Raw genomic sequence first — 15,931 nt, 5'->3', positions numbered from 1 at the left:
CCTATAGAATCACTGTTAACAATGCATTCTCTTGTTCATTATTGGTTGAGATCACATCAAGATAATCATTTGAATTCGTCACGACAATTATGATGACGGGGTCAAAACCAGCTTCTTCTACATTAAGCGCTTGATATTTTGCCAAGACATCGCCTTTTCTCACTTCTTGGCCCTGTGCGATGAAACTTTCAAAATATTTTCCTTCCAAATTGACAGTGTCGACACCAATATGAATCAATATCTCCACGCCATTGTTCGTTTTGATGCCGTAAGCATGCTTGGTTGGAAAGACGACTGTTACCGTTCCTTCAACTGGTGAAATAATTGTTTCTTCTGCTTGAGATGGCAGAATTCCAGCCCCCTTACCTAACGCTCCCGAAGCAAACGCTTTATCGCTGACTTCACTTAATGGAATAACTGTTCCCTCTGCGATTTTACTAATACAAACTTGCTTCAACCCTTGATTGCTCTCTAATGATTCCACTATTTCTTTTTTCTCAGGTTCTTCTTCGGATTCTTCTTTTGGAATACCGATGCCGTAAGCCACTGCGAATGCCCCAACAAATCCAAGGACTACACTGATTAGCATCCAAATAAAGTTGCTCGTTCCACCAGCTAAATAAGTTGGTAACGCGGCTAACCCCCAGACAAAGCCCATCGATTTGACACCAGCTAGACCAGCTATTAATCCGCCCAATCCACCACCGATGATGACAGCTAAGAAAGGTCGGCGATATTTCACAAACACCCCGAATACTGCGGGTTCAGTAATTCCCATTAACGCGCTAAAACCAACAGTACCGAACATTTGACGTTGATGGCCTTTTTTTGCACGCAAAAAGTAGCCGAACATCGCGCCACAAACGGCGATATCGGAGATTGTGGCCGCATGAGTGATAATTGGGTCATAACCTATAGTCCCAAAAAAATTCAATGCGATTGGATAAGTAAAGTTTGCCGCACCTAAAACGATCAGGAACGGTTGAAAAGCTGCATACAGCATCACTACAATCCAATTTCCAATCGTATTCATCAGTAAATCGAAGAAGGCACTGATACCGTCACCAATCAAGGTACCGATTGGACCGAAAAATACTAAAATAACTGGGAATGTCAATACAAGAGATAACGCTGGGACTAAGAAATACTGCAATCCACTGGGAATGATTTTTTTCAGATATTTTGTCACGATACTCAAGAACCAGACACCTAGTAAGATTGGGATAAAGGTATTGGCATAACTGATTGTTGGAAGATTGTAACCGAATAGTTCTAGTCCTTCCACACCATCAATATTAGTGGAAAGCAGACCAACTGCTAACGCCATTGCGACGTATTCATTCAGCTTCATCCGCTTAGCCGCGGAAGCAGCAATAAAAATAGGTAAGAAATGGAACACACTACTACGTAAGGTATCAAAAATCATATACGTCGAACTGTCTTTTGGTACCAAACCCGTTAAGGAAATAATAGCCATTATTCCTGCAATCATCCCCGCGGCCAACAACACCTCAATAATCGATGACATCGTTTCAGAAATCATGACTAAAATCGATGAGGCTATCCCTTTGACTCCTTTCGCCTTTGGTTTTTCAGCTTGCTCTCCATCTGATTTCAAGGCAAGCATTGCCATAAATTCATTATAAACATCTGTCACATGAGTCCCAATAATAATCTGATAGGCAACATCATTCGAAACAACATCAATCACACCATCTAAATGCTTAATCTCTTCTGTTTTGGCTAAACTACGATCATTTAAAGTTAGTCGTAAACGCGTCACACAATGTGCTACTGCTTTAATATTATCTTTACCTCCGACCAATTCGATCAGTTGTGTATTTAGTTTTTCATAACTCAATTTTTGTCCTCCATTCTTTCTGTTACACGATTTATATGAAGCATCAAATAGGTTTCTTCGTTAATTGAAATTTCAAAGCCAAATTGTGAACCTACGTATACTTTCATCTTCTGTACCGCTTTAAATGATTCTGGATACAATTGACAAACTTGTTTATAAAGTTCTAGCGTTTCTGAACCGTCGTTAAAGGGCTCGCCATCGATGATCCGCTGCACAAAATATTGCAGATGGCTACTGAAACGCATATAATTGGCTGATTTTTCATCTAGCACGATATTGAAATGTCGTTCAACAATCGAAACCAAATTACTCAATGTCTGTACTTCAAGAACACGATCCTTATAACTGTCTTGACTTTCTTCCATGTTTACAAAGTGCAAGCACAACGATACGCCTTCATCCTCCGGCAGCTGCAATCCCTTTTGTTCCTCGATCATTTTTAATGCCTTGAGCCCCACTTGAAAATGAGCCGGATAAAAACGCTTTGTAGCCCAAATCAAAGGACTCTTAATATATTGCTGTTTTTCCACCCGCTTCAACAGAAACTCCAAGTGGTCGAGAAGAGCCAAACTTAAATAATCGCTTGCCTTGATACCTAATTTTTCCTCTCCATAAGAAATAATATTACTGATTAACAGAATGTCATTGGGATCTGAATGAGACAATAGATAACTAAAGTGGTCCAACATGTCGAAGGAATCGAGAATGTACATCTTCTCAACTTCCTCTTCGGTGATTTGCTGTCCCTTTTTCTTTTTGAAGCCAATGCCCTTTGAAACGACGAATACTTCATTCCCTCCTCTTCTCACCAATGCAACATTATTATTCAAGATTTGGCTGATTTTCATTTTTTCCTCCTTTCCAGAAAAAAAACCCAAGAAAGTATACCAGTGAGACCTTTGTCTCCTGATATGCTTCCTTGAGTTCTGCCTGATAAAATTCAGTAACATACTCACAAATATGACTCCAACGTCATATCTTGCTTTTTCTCTTTGCCACCATGATAACATTGCAAATGAAAAAAAACAAATGTTAACGCTTTCTTGCAAATGCAAAGTGAGTAATAAGTTAATATACTCCATTTAAACTTACTAAATGATGGAATACATCCATCAAACATTCGTCTCCGTATTTCTAATCGTATTAATGTGACAAATACCTTCACATAATTCAGCCTGTGAATATCCTTTCTTTTCACGTGCTTCTCTAATAATATGCCCAACTTAAATCCTATATCCATAATATATCCTCCTACCAAAACAGCCAATACCTTCACTAGTATATCCTATCAAAAAAACAAAAAACCACACGATATTATTACTACTTTAATCTTATTTTCACTATCGCACAATTTTATTGGGCTTTATATTTTTGTTACATTTTATCACACGAATGCCGATTTTCTACAAAAGGTGAATATACTCACACTTCGATTAGAATTTTAAAGCAAAAAAAACTCTTTCACATGAAACTGAATTCATGTGAAAAAGCCTAAAGGAGTGTAAATGTCCAATTATACTTATTGTTATTGGACGTGACGTAGTTATTATGAGATACATTTAATTGATTTTTTGTAATAAGCTAAATCTCATACACATCCTAATACCTTACTAAATTTCAATTCCCAGCGCATCCAATCCAATAGGGCCCATCCCCGCTCTTTTTTCAACCAACCATCCTCTATCAGCTGCTTTTTAATAAGGCATAAATATTCTCTCGTACAATTAATATAGCTAGCCATTTCCATCTGTGTCATAATAGCTGGAATATGACGTTCTGTGCCTATTTTGGTTCCCATTTCTTTTCCCAATTGATACAACACAACGTACAGCCTCTGTTTTGCTGGCATAGAAAGAATTTGAGCATGCGCAATTAACGCCTGCAAAACTCGTTCTTTCACAACCTCCTGCTGTCTTAAAATTACGTAATCTCGCGCCTCTGCTACTTTTATCAAGTTAGTTGCTGTTTTGGCTTGAAACTGCAACAAGCTTCTACTATCAAATTGGGTTACAATAGCATCTCCTTGCTGCACGAAATAAACAAGCTGTTCTAAAATCTTGCATGCTAAAAAACCCTCTTTTACAATGTAGCTTCCTTGATATTGTAGATTTTCACCTTTGCTTAAACTAATGACATTATCCACGGACATTTCTTGTATCATCGTTATTCCCCCTTATTATTACCCTACTTTTTTATGACATATAATTCATATATTTTTCTAGCCCTTGATGCATTGTAAACCGTGTTTTATAGCCCAGCTGTGCGATTTTATCAATGGAGGCGTAGGAATATTTAATATCACCTATACGCGCCTCACAATACGACACCGGCAGATTGATTCCTAGTATCGTTTCGCAAAAGGAAATAATGTCAATTAACCTATGCCTTTCTCCTGATCCAATATTAAATGTTTCAGCCTGACTTTCCGCCTTTGTTCCTAACAAAATTAACCCCTGTACGACATCTTCCACATAAACAAAATCACGTACTTGCTCCCCATCGCCAAATACTTGGAAAAAGCCATTTCCTTCTTGCTTCACTTGTTTAGCCGCCTTCACTAGGATTGATAGAACACCAGAATAAGGCGACGATGGGTTTTGACGCGGACCGTATACATTGAAAAATCTAGCAACAGAGACATTTAAGCCGTATAAATGGCCATAAGATGTCACGTATTTTTCAGAAGCATATTTGTCGATACCGTACGGCGTAATAGGATCGATAATAGACTTTTCTGTTTTCGGTAGCGTTGGTTCTGCGCCATATACAGCTGCTGACGAGGCAAAGACGAATTTACGAACCACTTTTTCTTGAGCGCGCGTAGCTTCTAATAAATAAATCGTGGCATCCATGTTCACCTGATGCGTTGCTAGTGGGCGCTTCACTGATTCTGCAACACTTGCGACAGCCGCCAAATGATAGATGTAGTCAAAAGTAAATTGGGAGAATAGCTGCATAATATCTGCTTCGCTTTGCACATCTCCCCTCACAAATAAGACGTTCTCTAGATTCGGAATATTTTCAAGGCTACCGGTGCTTAAATTATCAAAAACAATAATCGTATTGGCACCCTTGTTAGCTAATGCCTCGACTAAATGGCTGCCTATAAAACCTGCGCCACCTGTTACTAAAATGGTATGGGTCATGGTTTAGCCTCCTTTGTTACCTTTTTTTGAAATAGCGCGCCGTTTAGTGTCTTTATATCAAACGCCTCACATACTTTTTCACGTGCTCGAGTGACCATCTGCATTTTTTCTCGTTCTGAGAGCTGCAAATAATTCAAAACGGCTTTCCCTAGCGCTCCGGCATCATGTTCTGGCACGAGAAAACCTGTTTTGCCGTGCTGAATTAGTTCTGGGATGCCGCTGTGTATCGTTGCAATGACTGGCTTTCCTTGAGCCATCGCTTCCATTAATGATACCGGGATACCTTCCATATCCCCATCTTCTGCGACGACACTCGGTAAAAGAAAAATGTCACTCGTTTGGAATTGCGCCTTTACTTGCTCTTGGTTTAGAAAGCCATGAAACCGGACATGCCCTTGAAGATTCAGACTTGCAACAAGCGTTTCCAGCTCCGCACGTTTTTCACCGTCACCAACAAGATGTAACATCGTATCCAAACCACGTGTTTGTAAAAACTGCACCGCACGAATCGCGTCAGGAATTCCTTTTTTATCTGTTAAGCGTGCGACAAGGAGAAGTTGTAATGTGGCTTGCGTTGGTTGCAGCGCTTGCATCCGAAAACTTTCTGTATCAATCCCCATGTGATGGACGTGCATTTTTTCTTTGTTCGCGCCAAGTTCGAGCAGGCGTCGCGCCCAAAAATCACTGATGGGCAATAAAGTCGTATCTGACTGAAATAGAAATGTGTAAAATGCCGCGCCTTTTTGCTCAATTGTGCGCGTAACATCGTATCCGTGGAAAAAGGTAACGAGCGAGCCAATCAACACCCCTTGATCTTGTAAAATACTGGCGACCAAGCCTACATTCCCGTAATGTGCAACGACGAGATCAAAGCTCTGTTTCGGTATTTTTTGTGCCACAATGACTGGCTGTAAAGAGGTCGTAATCGCTCCGTATTTCTTTTTGTTCAGCAATTTTGCCGTTCGAATTGGATGCTTTATTCCACACAAAATAGCTTGCACTAAACGCTTCCCCTTATAATCCGCTAAATCCACGTAGATGACTTTTCCTAATAAATGGTATTTCATTACATCCGTATGCATCTGCTCTGTATTACCTCGCTTCAGTGCTAAAATCGTGATATCGTGCCCCAAATCCAAGGCACCGGTGATTTGATTTAGAATAAATGTTTCGGAAAGTGTCGGGAACTCTGTGACAAAAAACAAGATGTGTTGGCGCATCGTTTAGCGGGCTCCTTTCGCCAAGTCTTGCGTCGCTTGCACTTTACCGTATGCCCATTTCTTTTCTTTAAAAGCCTCGTTTAACGCATTTTTTGTATCTAAAATCAGTTGGCTATGCGTCCCGATTTGCTTGAGGTCAAATGCTTGATGCGGCGTCACAATGACGACTAAATCATAGGCCGCAAACGCATCGTAATCGACGGCAACACTTTCTTGTATGTTTCCAGTAGCGTCGCGGAACGTTGGTGCTTCGGGGTCACAAAAAGCCACATCCGCGCCACGTGCCACCAATTGTTCGTAGATGTGCAAGCCCGGAGATTCGCGCAAATCGTTACTGTTTTCTTTATACGCCATCCCAACAAGCAGGATTTTTGAGCCGTTAATCGCTTTTTGGTGCATATTCAGCGCTTCTGCCGCGTGATCGACCATTTTCTCTGGCATTAAATGATTTGTTTCATGTGCCAGTTCAATGAAGCGGCTGTAAAAGTTTTTCGACTTCGCTTTCCATGACAAATACATCGGATCAAGCGGAATGCAGTGCCCGCCAATGCCAGGACCGGGTGTGAATTTCATGAAGCCGAATGGTTTACTACTTGCCGCTTCGATCGTCTCCCAAATATCAATATCCATTTTTTCTGCTAAAAGGGCCATTTCGTTAATAAACGCGATATTGATGCTGCGGAAGGTATTTTCGAGTAGCTTACTCATTTCGGCAACTTCTGCTGAGTTCACTGGAACAATCGTGTCGATGACTTGGCTGTATAAGATTTCGCCAAGTTCTTTCGAAGCCGCATCCACACCACCTACGACTTTCGGGGTATTCAGCGTATGGAATTTTTTATTGCCAGGGTCGACGCGTTCTGGAGAATAACAGGCAAAGAAATCCTCGCCAAGCGTGAAGCCTTTTTCTATCATGGGAGCACAAATGAGTTCGCTGGTCGTGCCAGGATACGTGGTGCTTTCAAGGGAGATAAAGACTTCTTGCTTCGCATATGCCACGATATCTTGCATCGCATGATTGATAAAGCGCATGTCTGGCTCCATGGATTCGGTAAGCGGAGTTGGGACACAAATGATGATAGCATCGGCTTCTCGTAAACTCTCGGGTTGGGAGGATAATTCAAAATCGTACGTATCTAGGCACTGTTGCAATGTTTGGTTAGAAACATCGGCAATATCCGATACGCCGTCCAACAAGGTTGCCACTTTTTTCTCACTCGTGTCATAACCAATCGTGTAGAATCCTTGGCTGACAAACGCAGTGGCTAGCGGTAAGCCTACATAACCAAGTCCTATAATCGCAATTTTTGCTTCTTTATTTTCAAATTTCTGTTTCATCATGAGTTTCTAATTCCTCTCTATTTTTAGAATGATTTAGTATGGTAATCAATTGCTTCGTCACACGAGTTTGTCCCATTTGGTTCGCATGATACACCGAATCATATACTTCGAAAGCCTCTAGTTGGAACAAATTAGGCTCGATCTTTTCGCCAAAATAGGCATACAAATTTTCAAGATATGGGAGATTCAGCTCTTGCGCATAAAAAACAGGTGGCAAGAGTTTTACTTGAATGCCGTTCATGCGACACCGTATCATGAAATCGGTTATTGTTTGCATCGTCGGCGTCACTCGAAACGTTTCTGGGAATGGAATGCCTCGCAACGTCTGTGGATCACGAACTTGTGTATCTAAACCTGTATAACATCCCGTTTCTGTGAGTGTGGCAGCTTTGCGCCTCGAACGTTTTTCAGGTGTTGCGGAGGACCGGGCATGCTTGAGCGAAAGGAGGAACAATTTCCACTTTTGGCGGTACTTCGCTTGATTTTGCCAATAGTTTCGGTGAACAAACGTATCAATCCCGAAGCCAAAAACGTAATAGGCTGGGTTCGTATACTGATTAAATTCAAGCGGCAACACGACATGATCGCCGGGTTTTAAATAAGGCTCTACGTTATCTAGCAAATACTGAAAGCCAAGTCCTACATTGACACCAGCATTGAACGTTGGTTTCCCAAGCTGTCGCTGGATTTCATCGGTATTAAAACCGTAAAGCACGCTACTTCCGCCCAACAACACGATTTTCCTTTCCGAACATTTGGCTAACATCGCTTTCTTTTTTACCAATAAATCAGCCATGTTACGAATACTATCAAAATGAAACACGTACTCATCCTCTTTCTTTTTGTGTTTTAGGAACAAAATTCGATCGTACCCAGCACCATGCTTGGAGAATAAGCGGATCATGGAGTAGGAATAATACTCCAACATAAGCAAGGCCGCCAACCATTACTTGTGCAGTCATCATCACGATTGGATGGAACCCCACCAGCAAATACGAGGCGCCAAATTCACAGCCAAACGCAATTAAACACGCTGTGAGGTAAGGGAATATCTGGCGCATCATTTTTTTGATGGAAAAATACTTTCGAGCAAAGTAAGCCTGTAATACGCAGGTCATCATCGTAAAAATCAAGTAAGCAACCGCAGTACCATAACTTCCCCACCACGAGATGAAGAGAATATTCGTACCAAAACTAAGGACGGCTGCGATTAGCACGCTGTAAGCATAACTCTTATTTTTGCCTATCGTCACTAGAATCTGTAAACCGAAGATGCCGGCTAAACCGGAGAAAAATAAGGCGGGGGCTAAAATTTGCAGGTTCAAGACGGAGGGATAGAAGGCTGTGCCAAGAAAAAACGGAATAAAAACGGGGGCAATCGCAATTAAACCGGTCACGAGTGGTAATGTACTCAGAGACACATAACGAAACGAAAAGTAGATAGACTGTGCAAAATCTTCCTTATTAGCCCCATTATGTTGTTTGACCATTCGCGGACTCATCACTGTCGACAGAGCGGTGACAAACACAACGAATAATGTCATTAATTTAAAGGCTTGATTATAGAAACCAACCTCCATCGCCGAGGTGTTATTCCCTAAAATGACTTTATTTAATGCGAGCGGAATGAGCGTGATAATCGGCACAATCGCGACCGTCATCACTGGTTTCAGGTGTTTTTTCACTTTTGACCAATCCAGTGCGAATCCTTTCAATTGCTGTAATAAAGGAAGCCACGTCACAAGTTGTCCTACTAGAAGCGTCGCGGCGTTAATCCACACATACATCGCTAAATCATCCGGATTTTTCACAAAACAAAAAATGCCAATCATCGAGCCGAGCCGGACGACCATATTTCGAATCATAATATTTTTTATATTTTCCTGCCCCGTATAAAACCACGTGATGTCAAAGATGTACGAAAGAATCACGAGCGTATTAATGAAGAACAAGAACTGGTATTGATTGGTATGAAACGTAAAAACGAGATATATGAGAAGCACGAGCACGGAGAAAAAACTTTGAACCAAATACAAACTGTAAAATTCCATTTTTAAATCCTGCTTTCGTGTCACACTTGCGATTACTTTTCTACCGTAATCACCCATACCGAGTGCCGCAAACGCCGTGAAAATTTGAACAATCGAACTGACATACGCTTCAATACCAACATTTTCTGGCATCAACACGCGAATCACATACGGCATCGTGAAAATAGGTGTAATGATAATCAGCAGTTGATAGAGTAAAACAAAGATGTAATTCGTTGTGACTTTCTTCATGACTTACACCGCATCCTTACCTACGAGTACTTGTTTCACCGTCATCACGATGATTTGGCAGTCCATTTTCCAACTAATGTGCTTTACATAGTGACTATCGTACGCCATTTTCTGTCCATGATTCATATTGCTTCGCCCATTTACCTGCGCCCAGCCGGTCACGCCTGGCTTCACCAAGAGCCGTGTTTGTTGGGAACGAGAATACAAATCTGTAATCGCTGGAATTTCTGGACGTGGCCCAACTAGGCTCATATCACCACGCAACACATTCACCAGTTGCGGCAATTCATCTAAACTAAACTTCCGAACAAAGGCACCGATCGTAGATACTTCCGGATCTTTTCCTGTCGCTGATTTGAAAACAAAATCATCTGGGACACCATGCTCCCAATCATATACGTGCTTCTTCGCGCCTCCTGGTCGATTACTTTGACGCATCGAGCGAAACTTGAAAATTCGGAATGGCTCATTTTTAAGGCCTGTTCTTGTTTGGACGAAAACCACTTTTTCTTTTGGCGAATCCAGCTTGATAAGTAGCGCTACGAGAAGAAAAACAGGAATCAACACAACGATTCCGACGAGCGCTACTGTAAAATCGACAATACGCTTGACTTTTCTATATTCTTGACTGGAAACCAAAAGCACTTTTTGTTCCATTTTGTTTGGCACTTCCTTCTACTTTTATTTTCTAACCTATTTCACTAGCTTCATCGAACCGCCTGTGCGTAAATGTTTCCTAAAACCATTCCATAAATAAAACGGAAAATGCGTCATCGCTGTCAAAATCGACATCTGCTGGTTTTTTCGATATACCTGCCAAATCAGTTTTGCCATCTGGATTTTATTACTCGAGAGCGACACGTTTCCTTTCCGGTAAACGGCTAGCGATTCTGTCAATCCTCTTGCCACATATCCTTTTTTCAAAATCGTGAGCCATGTTGCTGTGTCTTCTGCACCTCGAAACGCGGGCATTTGCACCAAGCCTGTTTGCGCGGTATCAATCATCACCGTCAGACAGCCAATAATCGTGTTTCGCAGTAAATAACGATACGTCACGGATTCTGGAACATCCACACGCCCTGTCACCTGCGTGCCATCTGGACTCATCACATCGTACGCTGTATAGCTCAACGCCGCCTGATTCGCTTGCATAAACGCGAGCTGCATCGCCAATTTTTCGGGCTTCCAGCAATCATCGCTATCTAGAAAAGCAAGGTAGCGTCCTGTTGCTTGGCGAATCCCATAATTGCGCGTTCCGGCTGCACCTAGATTGGACCCCAACACATGTAGCTTCAGTCGCGGATCTGTGTAGGACCGAACAATATCTACCGTACTATCCGTTGAACAATCATCCATAATCAACAATTCGAAATTTCCGAAACTTTGCGCCAACACGCTATCTATAGCCGTCCGAATATGCGCCTCCGCGTTGTGTGCCGGCATAATAATACTCACTAGCATTGCTTACTCCTTCCTTTCTGAAAATAACGTATATTAAGAACTGCTAAGCCAATACCAATACCAATACCAAGGCTCAAATGTCGTTTATCAATCGTACTACTCAGTCCAATACTCGCTGCGACAAATGCAAGTCCAATCAAAAGCGGAATCGCTGACACGGCACTATATTTCTCCCGCATCCAATAACGCGCTGCAAAAATAAAATACACCATGAAAAAAGCAAGTAACGGTAGGAAAGCAAGCAAGCCACCATTCGCTAAAGCCTCTAGCCAGTAGTTATGCGGCGCCCAATAATTATCCGATAACCGTTCAAAGCCATACATGTAAGCATCCAATCGAAGCGGTAAATTTCCTGCGCCAATCCCCATAAAATGTGATTCTTTGATCATATCCCACGACGCTTGGTACATCTGCATGCGCGCACTCGTCGAATCCCCTTTCTCCGTGAAAGAGTTCAGTACCATGCCGAGCAGGTTTTGGACAAAGCCAGAAGAATGAAATGTGGAAACAAGCAAAGTACCCATTCCAATCACATAAACCGAGACAAACGACCACAGTTTAGACCAGCCGAACAATAAGACAAAGATTTCAAGCAAAAGCACCACCATCGCGAGGCGAGAATTCGTCATGATAACGAGGTACATCGAAACCCCGCCAACACAGATAATTCCGCTCAACATCCAGCCTTTCTTTTTCCAAGTCGTTAGCTGCATGACCACAACAGGAAACAAAATCGTTAATAACGACGCAAAATCATTCGTGTTGAACTGAAAACCAGTCGGCTGAAAAGCACTTGTCGTCGTTTCATAAAAAAGCGAACCTGATTGACTTAAATGATGCCCCGTCAAGCTTTCCCACACACCGATGCCTAAAATACCGATGTAAAGAATCATAATCCCTCTCGTAAAAAGCTGGTACGTTCTCTCATTGCCAATATAATAAACACACAAAAAAATGACATACAACCATTCAAAAATAAAATAAAGATACCGAACACTCTCACCTAGTTGTGGCGCCCAAAATCCAGTTGCCAGCATCCCGATAAAAAACGCCACAAATAAAAGAAACAAACCTTTTACATACCGCAATCGCGTCCAGTCCTTTTTCACAAAGAACAGAAAAAAAACAAGGTGAATAGGGATCAAAAGACGAAATAAAAAGATATTTTCATTACCAGGTACACCTAAATAAGAACCAAAAAATCCCGAAAACAGAATCGCAAAACTAAGTGCCATCGTGAATTTTTCGATATCAATCGGTAGCAAAATAAAGACTAGAACGAAAAACAATAATAATCCAACATAGCCATAGGGCATCAAAACGCATGCCTCTGAAGCAACAATGAAACCTATCGCTAGTAAAATCAATTTCGCGCGATTCATAAACCAATTAATAATAGGCATACGTATTCTTCTCTTTTTTATTGTACGATTGACCGTTTAAAATCCCACCAATGATTGGTATGCCAGTGTTTTCAATGTGCGCCTTTGCTTCCTCCACCTCATGTAATTTCGTGACGCCACTGCGAACGACAAACACCACACCATCGCATAATGTTGCAATCATTCGACCATCGGATAACACACGAACTGGCGGTGTATCAATGAAAATCATGTCAAACCACTCTTCTAACTTCGAGAACAGCGGTACCAATAAACCAGCACTCACAATTTCCAGCGGGTTTGCAGGAAGTAGTCCTGTCGGTAGGAAAAAGAGATTTTCGTCCCCCAACGCAATAATTTGATCATCCACAGAAGAAACATCACATATCGCATTCATTAGTCCGCCCTGTTCTCTCGGCGCAATCGCTTGTGAAAGTCGAGGTCGGTGTAAATCTAGATCCACCAGCAACACTTTCTTACCTTGTTTCGCGTATTCCTTCGCCACATTACTAATACAAAAGGTCTTGCCCTCACCTTTATTCGCGGATGTGAACATGATGGTTTGCGCCTTTTCTAGCGTACTCAAGGAAAATTGAAGACTCACCTGCGCCGAACGAATTTTTTCTGCTTCAAATGATTTCGATTTACCTGTAAAAAACAATTGATTTTTCTTCAATCTAGCCATGTCTTTTTTACTCTCCTTCGATCAATGGAATATCTCCTAAGAAACGCAAGCCAAGTTCTTCAAAGTTTTCTCGTTGACGGATAATCGTATCGTAGCTCGCTTGATATAATACAATAACTAGCGCTATTCCTAGCCCAAAACCAGCTGCTAAAATATATTGCGTGATACTGCTAACTACCACGGGTTCACTCGCTTTTTCTAAGTTGATGATTTTCGTACCACTAAACAGATCTGGAAAATCCGCTTGAGCCACTGTCGCAACGCCATTCGCTATCCGTTTCGCCTGCTCTGGATTTTCATCCACGACTGTAATCGAAAAAACAAGCGAATTCACGTTTCCTTTGACGGTTACCTTTTTCGCCAATTCTTCTGGTGTCATCTTAAAATCATATTTATCAATCACTTCTTTCATAGTCCGCGCGCTGCCAATCGTCGTGCTGTACGTGTCACTCAGCTGAATCGAGGAACGTACATTATCGGAGGCCTGCGCTTCGTTGTTAGCGGTGACCGTTGTAACCAATACTTGCGTAGATGTCGTATAATCTGGTGTAAGCCATAGTTTTCCGATTGTAAATGTGAGTATGACAAGTATTGCTGGTATGATTACTAGCCAATACCATGCTTTTTTCAAACTTCGAATCCATTGCTTCGTTTTCATTCCTTGTGTCATCATTTCCTCCAATTACTTAACGTTATAAATGGTATCCCGCATTTTTTGTGCTTCGATTCCCCAATGATAATGCTGCTCATAAGCCAAACGACCCCGTTCACCTTCTTGCATGTATTGTTCCCGAGTCGCCGCTCGTTTTTCTACTTCCCATATCAACTTTTCGCGATCAAATGGAGAGCACGTCGTCCCACTTTGATGTTTTTGTATAAATGCGTCCCAATCTGGGAAGTCAGAGGCAAGGATGGGGAGGGAAGCCGCCATATACTCATATAATTTGGTGGCCATGGAGTGAAGATAGTTGGGGATGGGGTGTAAAAGGCATAGCCCTAAGTCAGATGCCGCATACGCTTGCCAAATTTCTGGATAAGGTACACGCCCGTAGATTTGAACCACATTGCCTAACTGATGCGATGTCACAAACGCCTGTACTTCTGTCTCTAGATTTTGCGTCATCGGGCCTAGCAGCTTTAAGCGATATTGGTCTGGGTGCTTTTCTTGTAAATCACGAATCAGCCCTAACATTTCAAAAATACCGCGATCTTCTGTGATACTGCCGACATAAATCAGCGTGAAATACGCATCGGATGTTTGCTTTTGAATCACCGGCATGTACGTCGGATAGTTATAAACCGTCATTTTAGTGCATGTGACATGTTCATAACTCGCCACGTAAGACTCTTCTGCAAAAATCAGATGATCACAGCAAGCCATCGTTAGTTTTTCCATCCGCAAAATCCATTTTTGGAGAGGTTTTCGCAAAAGCGCTGGAATCCATGTTTTCGTCTCGATGTCTGCTGGAAAATTCTCATGCATGTCGTAGGTGAAAATCGCATCCGGTTTCTTTTTGCGTAATTTTGGTAGTAAGAGAAGCAGTTCTGGATCATGAATATGATAGTATAACGCATCGGAAGCTTTGGCGATGTGGTAAAGTTGGTGCCAGCGAAGCGGTCGGGCAAGTCGTGACGTGCTCGCAGGCAATAGATGTACGCGCAAATCAGGATGCTTGACCACTTCCATCCCATTATCAATCGCATAGAAATCGACTTCAAAACCTGCATCGGCAAGCGTCATCGCCTCTTTGTAAAAAATGCGCGTATCATTCCACACATGGACGGAGCTGAACATCATTATTTTTTTGGCGTTTAGCATCTCGATTCCTTCTTTTCTTATTTTTTAGGCGCACCGATAATCCATTTTAGTGTTTGTTCTTTGGCAGAGTTTGCTGGATGATAGACTAGCACGTAGTTCTTATCCTCTTTTGGAATGGCAAAATAAGCATTACCATCGAGTATTTTCCCAGCTGGGATGACATCGCCGAAACTATCCGCATAACCAAATGTCTCCATTTTCTTCCTATCTTTTGATTCTAAGTGAAAATCACCTGCACCAACGCCAAATCCTGCTTTTGTTTTGTTAGCAATATGCATGTTAATCACGGTTAATTTCTTACCTTTTTCTTGGAATGTGTCATCTTGTTTATATTCAAAGCTTTTCGGTGTCATTTCAATGTCTGCGATAACTCTTTTCTTACCTAGTTCTGTTTGAAGTTGTTTCGTTGTTTGCTGGTTATTATTCGCTTTTGGCGCACTACAACCTATCGCTGTTATAGCCAATGCAAAAATAGTTGCCACAGCAATAATCATTTTTTGATAGTTCTTCATGTAAAATCCTCATTCCTATTAATTTTGTTAAAAATCGGTACCCAAGACATCTATCCTAGGTACCAATCTTTCTCAGTGTTAGTTAATAGTTACATTCTGTGTTATGATATTCCAATTTTTGTCGTATCCTTTGATTTGAACAACGTCGCTCTTGGATGTGATTTTATCTTTGGCATAGACAGAAAAGGTTTTCGTTGCGGCATCAAATCCACCTGTACGAAC

The 15,931-nt window shown here is 41.6% G+C and carries 16 protein-coding genes; all 16 read right to left on the bottom strand.

The window, feature by feature from the left end:
- Nucleotide 1: 1 nt before the first annotated feature.
- Nucleotides 2–1,861, bottom strand: a complete 1,860-nt coding sequence (locus tag R8925_RS06370; RefSeq protein WP_430535060.1) for a beta-glucoside-specific PTS transporter subunit IIABC — start codon at nt 1,859–1,861, stop codon at nt 2–4.
- Nucleotides 1,858–2,709: a PRD domain-containing protein gene (locus R8925_RS06365; RefSeq protein WP_430535059.1), complete on the bottom strand. Its 852-nt coding sequence runs from the start codon at nt 2,707–2,709 to the stop codon at nt 1,858–1,860. The genes R8925_RS06370 and R8925_RS06365 overlap by 4 nt, the downstream gene beginning before the upstream one ends.
- A gap of 740 nt (nt 2,710–3,449) precedes the next feature.
- The gene (locus R8925_RS06360) at nt 3,450–4,022 is read right to left on the bottom strand and encodes a Crp/Fnr family transcriptional regulator (RefSeq protein ID WP_430535058.1); all 573 of its coding nucleotides are present in this window, start codon (nt 4,020–4,022) and stop codon (nt 3,450–3,452) included.
- Between the two features lie 31 nt (nt 4,023–4,053).
- Nucleotides 4,054–5,007 carry an SDR family NAD(P)-dependent oxidoreductase gene (locus tag R8925_RS06355; protein ID WP_430535057.1) on the bottom strand — a complete coding sequence of 318 codons (954 nt, stop codon included), beginning with the start codon at nt 5,005–5,007 and terminating at the stop codon, nt 4,054–4,056.
- Complete coding sequence (locus R8925_RS06350; protein WP_430535056.1) at nt 5,004–6,227, bottom strand: glycosyltransferase; 1,224 nt, start codon at nt 6,225–6,227, stop codon at nt 5,004–5,006. The genes R8925_RS06355 and R8925_RS06350 overlap by 4 nt, the downstream gene beginning before the upstream one ends.
- 3 nt (nt 6,228–6,230) lie before the next feature.
- Entirely contained in the window at nt 6,231–7,568 is a 1,338-nt protein-coding gene (locus R8925_RS06345; RefSeq protein WP_430535055.1) for a nucleotide sugar dehydrogenase, read from the bottom strand.
- Nucleotides 7,549–8,391: a hypothetical protein gene (locus R8925_RS06340; RefSeq protein WP_430535054.1), complete on the bottom strand. Its 843-nt coding sequence runs from the start codon at nt 8,389–8,391 to the stop codon at nt 7,549–7,551. Before R8925_RS06340 ends, R8925_RS06345 begins: the two co-directional genes overlap by 20 nt.
- A 4-nt stretch (nt 8,392–8,395) precedes the next feature.
- Nucleotides 8,396–9,850 (bottom strand): flippase, encoded by a 1,455-nt coding sequence (locus tag R8925_RS06335; protein ID WP_430535053.1) that lies wholly within the window; start codon nt 9,848–9,850, stop codon nt 8,396–8,398.
- 3 nt (nt 9,851–9,853) lie between these two features.
- Nucleotides 9,854–10,507, bottom strand: coding sequence for a sugar transferase (locus R8925_RS06330; protein WP_430535052.1), 654 nt, complete (start codon nt 10,505–10,507; stop codon nt 9,854–9,856).
- Between the two features lie 36 nt (nt 10,508–10,543).
- Complete coding sequence (locus R8925_RS06325) at nt 10,544–11,311, bottom strand: glycosyltransferase family 2 protein (RefSeq protein ID WP_430535051.1); 768 nt, start codon at nt 11,309–11,311, stop codon at nt 10,544–10,546.
- Nucleotides 11,305–12,714, bottom strand: coding sequence for an O-antigen ligase family protein (locus R8925_RS06320; RefSeq protein WP_430535050.1), 1,410 nt, complete (start codon nt 12,712–12,714; stop codon nt 11,305–11,307). Before R8925_RS06320 ends, R8925_RS06325 begins: the two co-directional genes overlap by 7 nt.
- A complete protein-coding gene (locus R8925_RS06315; protein WP_430535049.1) occupies nt 12,701–13,378 on the bottom strand; it encodes a CpsD/CapB family tyrosine-protein kinase in 678 nt (225 codons plus the stop codon). Before R8925_RS06315 ends, R8925_RS06320 begins: the two co-directional genes overlap by 14 nt.
- Nucleotides 13,379–13,385: 7 nt before the next feature.
- On the bottom strand, nt 13,386–14,051 hold the full coding sequence (locus R8925_RS06310) for a YveK family protein (RefSeq protein WP_430535048.1): 666 nt from the start codon (nt 14,049–14,051) through the stop codon (nt 13,386–13,388).
- A gap of 9 nt (nt 14,052–14,060) precedes the next feature.
- Entirely contained in the window at nt 14,061–15,197 is a 1,137-nt protein-coding gene (locus tag R8925_RS06305; RefSeq protein WP_430535047.1) for a glycosyltransferase, read from the bottom strand.
- Nucleotides 15,198–15,214: 17 nt separating this feature from the next.
- Entirely contained in the window at nt 15,215–15,709 is a 495-nt protein-coding gene (locus R8925_RS06300) for a DUF4352 domain-containing protein (protein ID WP_430535046.1), read from the bottom strand.
- A gap of 78 nt (nt 15,710–15,787) precedes the next feature.
- On the bottom strand, nt 15,788–15,931 hold a 144-nt coding region (locus tag R8925_RS06295; protein WP_430539418.1), incomplete at its 5' end, for an immunoglobulin-like domain-containing protein.

This window comes from Listeria rocourtiae subsp. hofi (genome assembly GCF_963575615.1).
GTDB lineage: Bacteria > Bacillota > Bacilli > Lactobacillales > Listeriaceae > Listeria_A > Listeria_A hofi.
The sequence above is the reverse complement of the archived record's forward strand: the minus strand, read 5'-3'. Positions and strand labels throughout refer to the sequence as shown.

Bases quoted from the DNA above. Each gene is read 5' to 3' on its own strand.
- R8925_RS06365 (WP_430535059.1), bottom strand. From the start codon at position 2,709: ATGAAAATCAGCCAAATCTTGAATAATAATGTTGCATTGGTGAGAAGA.
- R8925_RS06360 (WP_430535058.1), bottom strand. From the start codon at position 4,022: ATGATACAAGAAATGTCCGTGGATAATGTCATTAGTTTAAGCAAAGGT.
- R8925_RS06355 (WP_430535057.1), bottom strand. From the start codon at position 5,007: ATGACCCATACCATTTTAGTAACAGGTGGCGCAGGTTTTATAGGCAGC.
- R8925_RS06350 (WP_430535056.1), bottom strand. From the start codon at position 6,227: ATGCGCCAACACATCTTGTTTTTTGTCACAGAGTTCCCGACACTTTCC.
- R8925_RS06345 (WP_430535055.1), bottom strand. From the start codon at position 7,568: ATGATGAAACAGAAATTTGAAAATAAAGAAGCAAAAATTGCGATTATA.
- R8925_RS06335 (WP_430535053.1), bottom strand. From the start codon at position 9,850: ATGAAGAAAGTCACAACGAATTACATCTTTGTTTTACTCTATCAACTG.
- R8925_RS06330 (WP_430535052.1), bottom strand. From the start codon at position 10,507: ATGGAACAAAAAGTGCTTTTGGTTTCCAGTCAAGAATATAGAAAAGTC.
- R8925_RS06325 (WP_430535051.1), bottom strand. From the start codon at position 11,311: ATGCTAGTGAGTATTATTATGCCGGCACACAACGCGGAGGCGCATATT.
- R8925_RS06320 (WP_430535050.1), bottom strand. From the start codon at position 12,714: ATGCCTATTATTAATTGGTTTATGAATCGCGCGAAATTGATTTTACTA.
- R8925_RS06315 (WP_430535049.1), bottom strand. From the start codon at position 13,378: ATGGCTAGATTGAAGAAAAATCAATTGTTTTTTACAGGTAAATCGAAA.
- R8925_RS06310 (WP_430535048.1), bottom strand. From the start codon at position 14,051: ATGATGACACAAGGAATGAAAACGAAGCAATGGATTCGAAGTTTGAAA.
- R8925_RS06305 (WP_430535047.1), bottom strand. From the start codon at position 15,197: ATGCTAAACGCCAAAAAAATAATGATGTTCAGCTCCGTCCATGTGTGG.
- R8925_RS06300 (WP_430535046.1), bottom strand. From the start codon at position 15,709: ATGAAGAACTATCAAAAAATGATTATTGCTGTGGCAACTATTTTTGCA.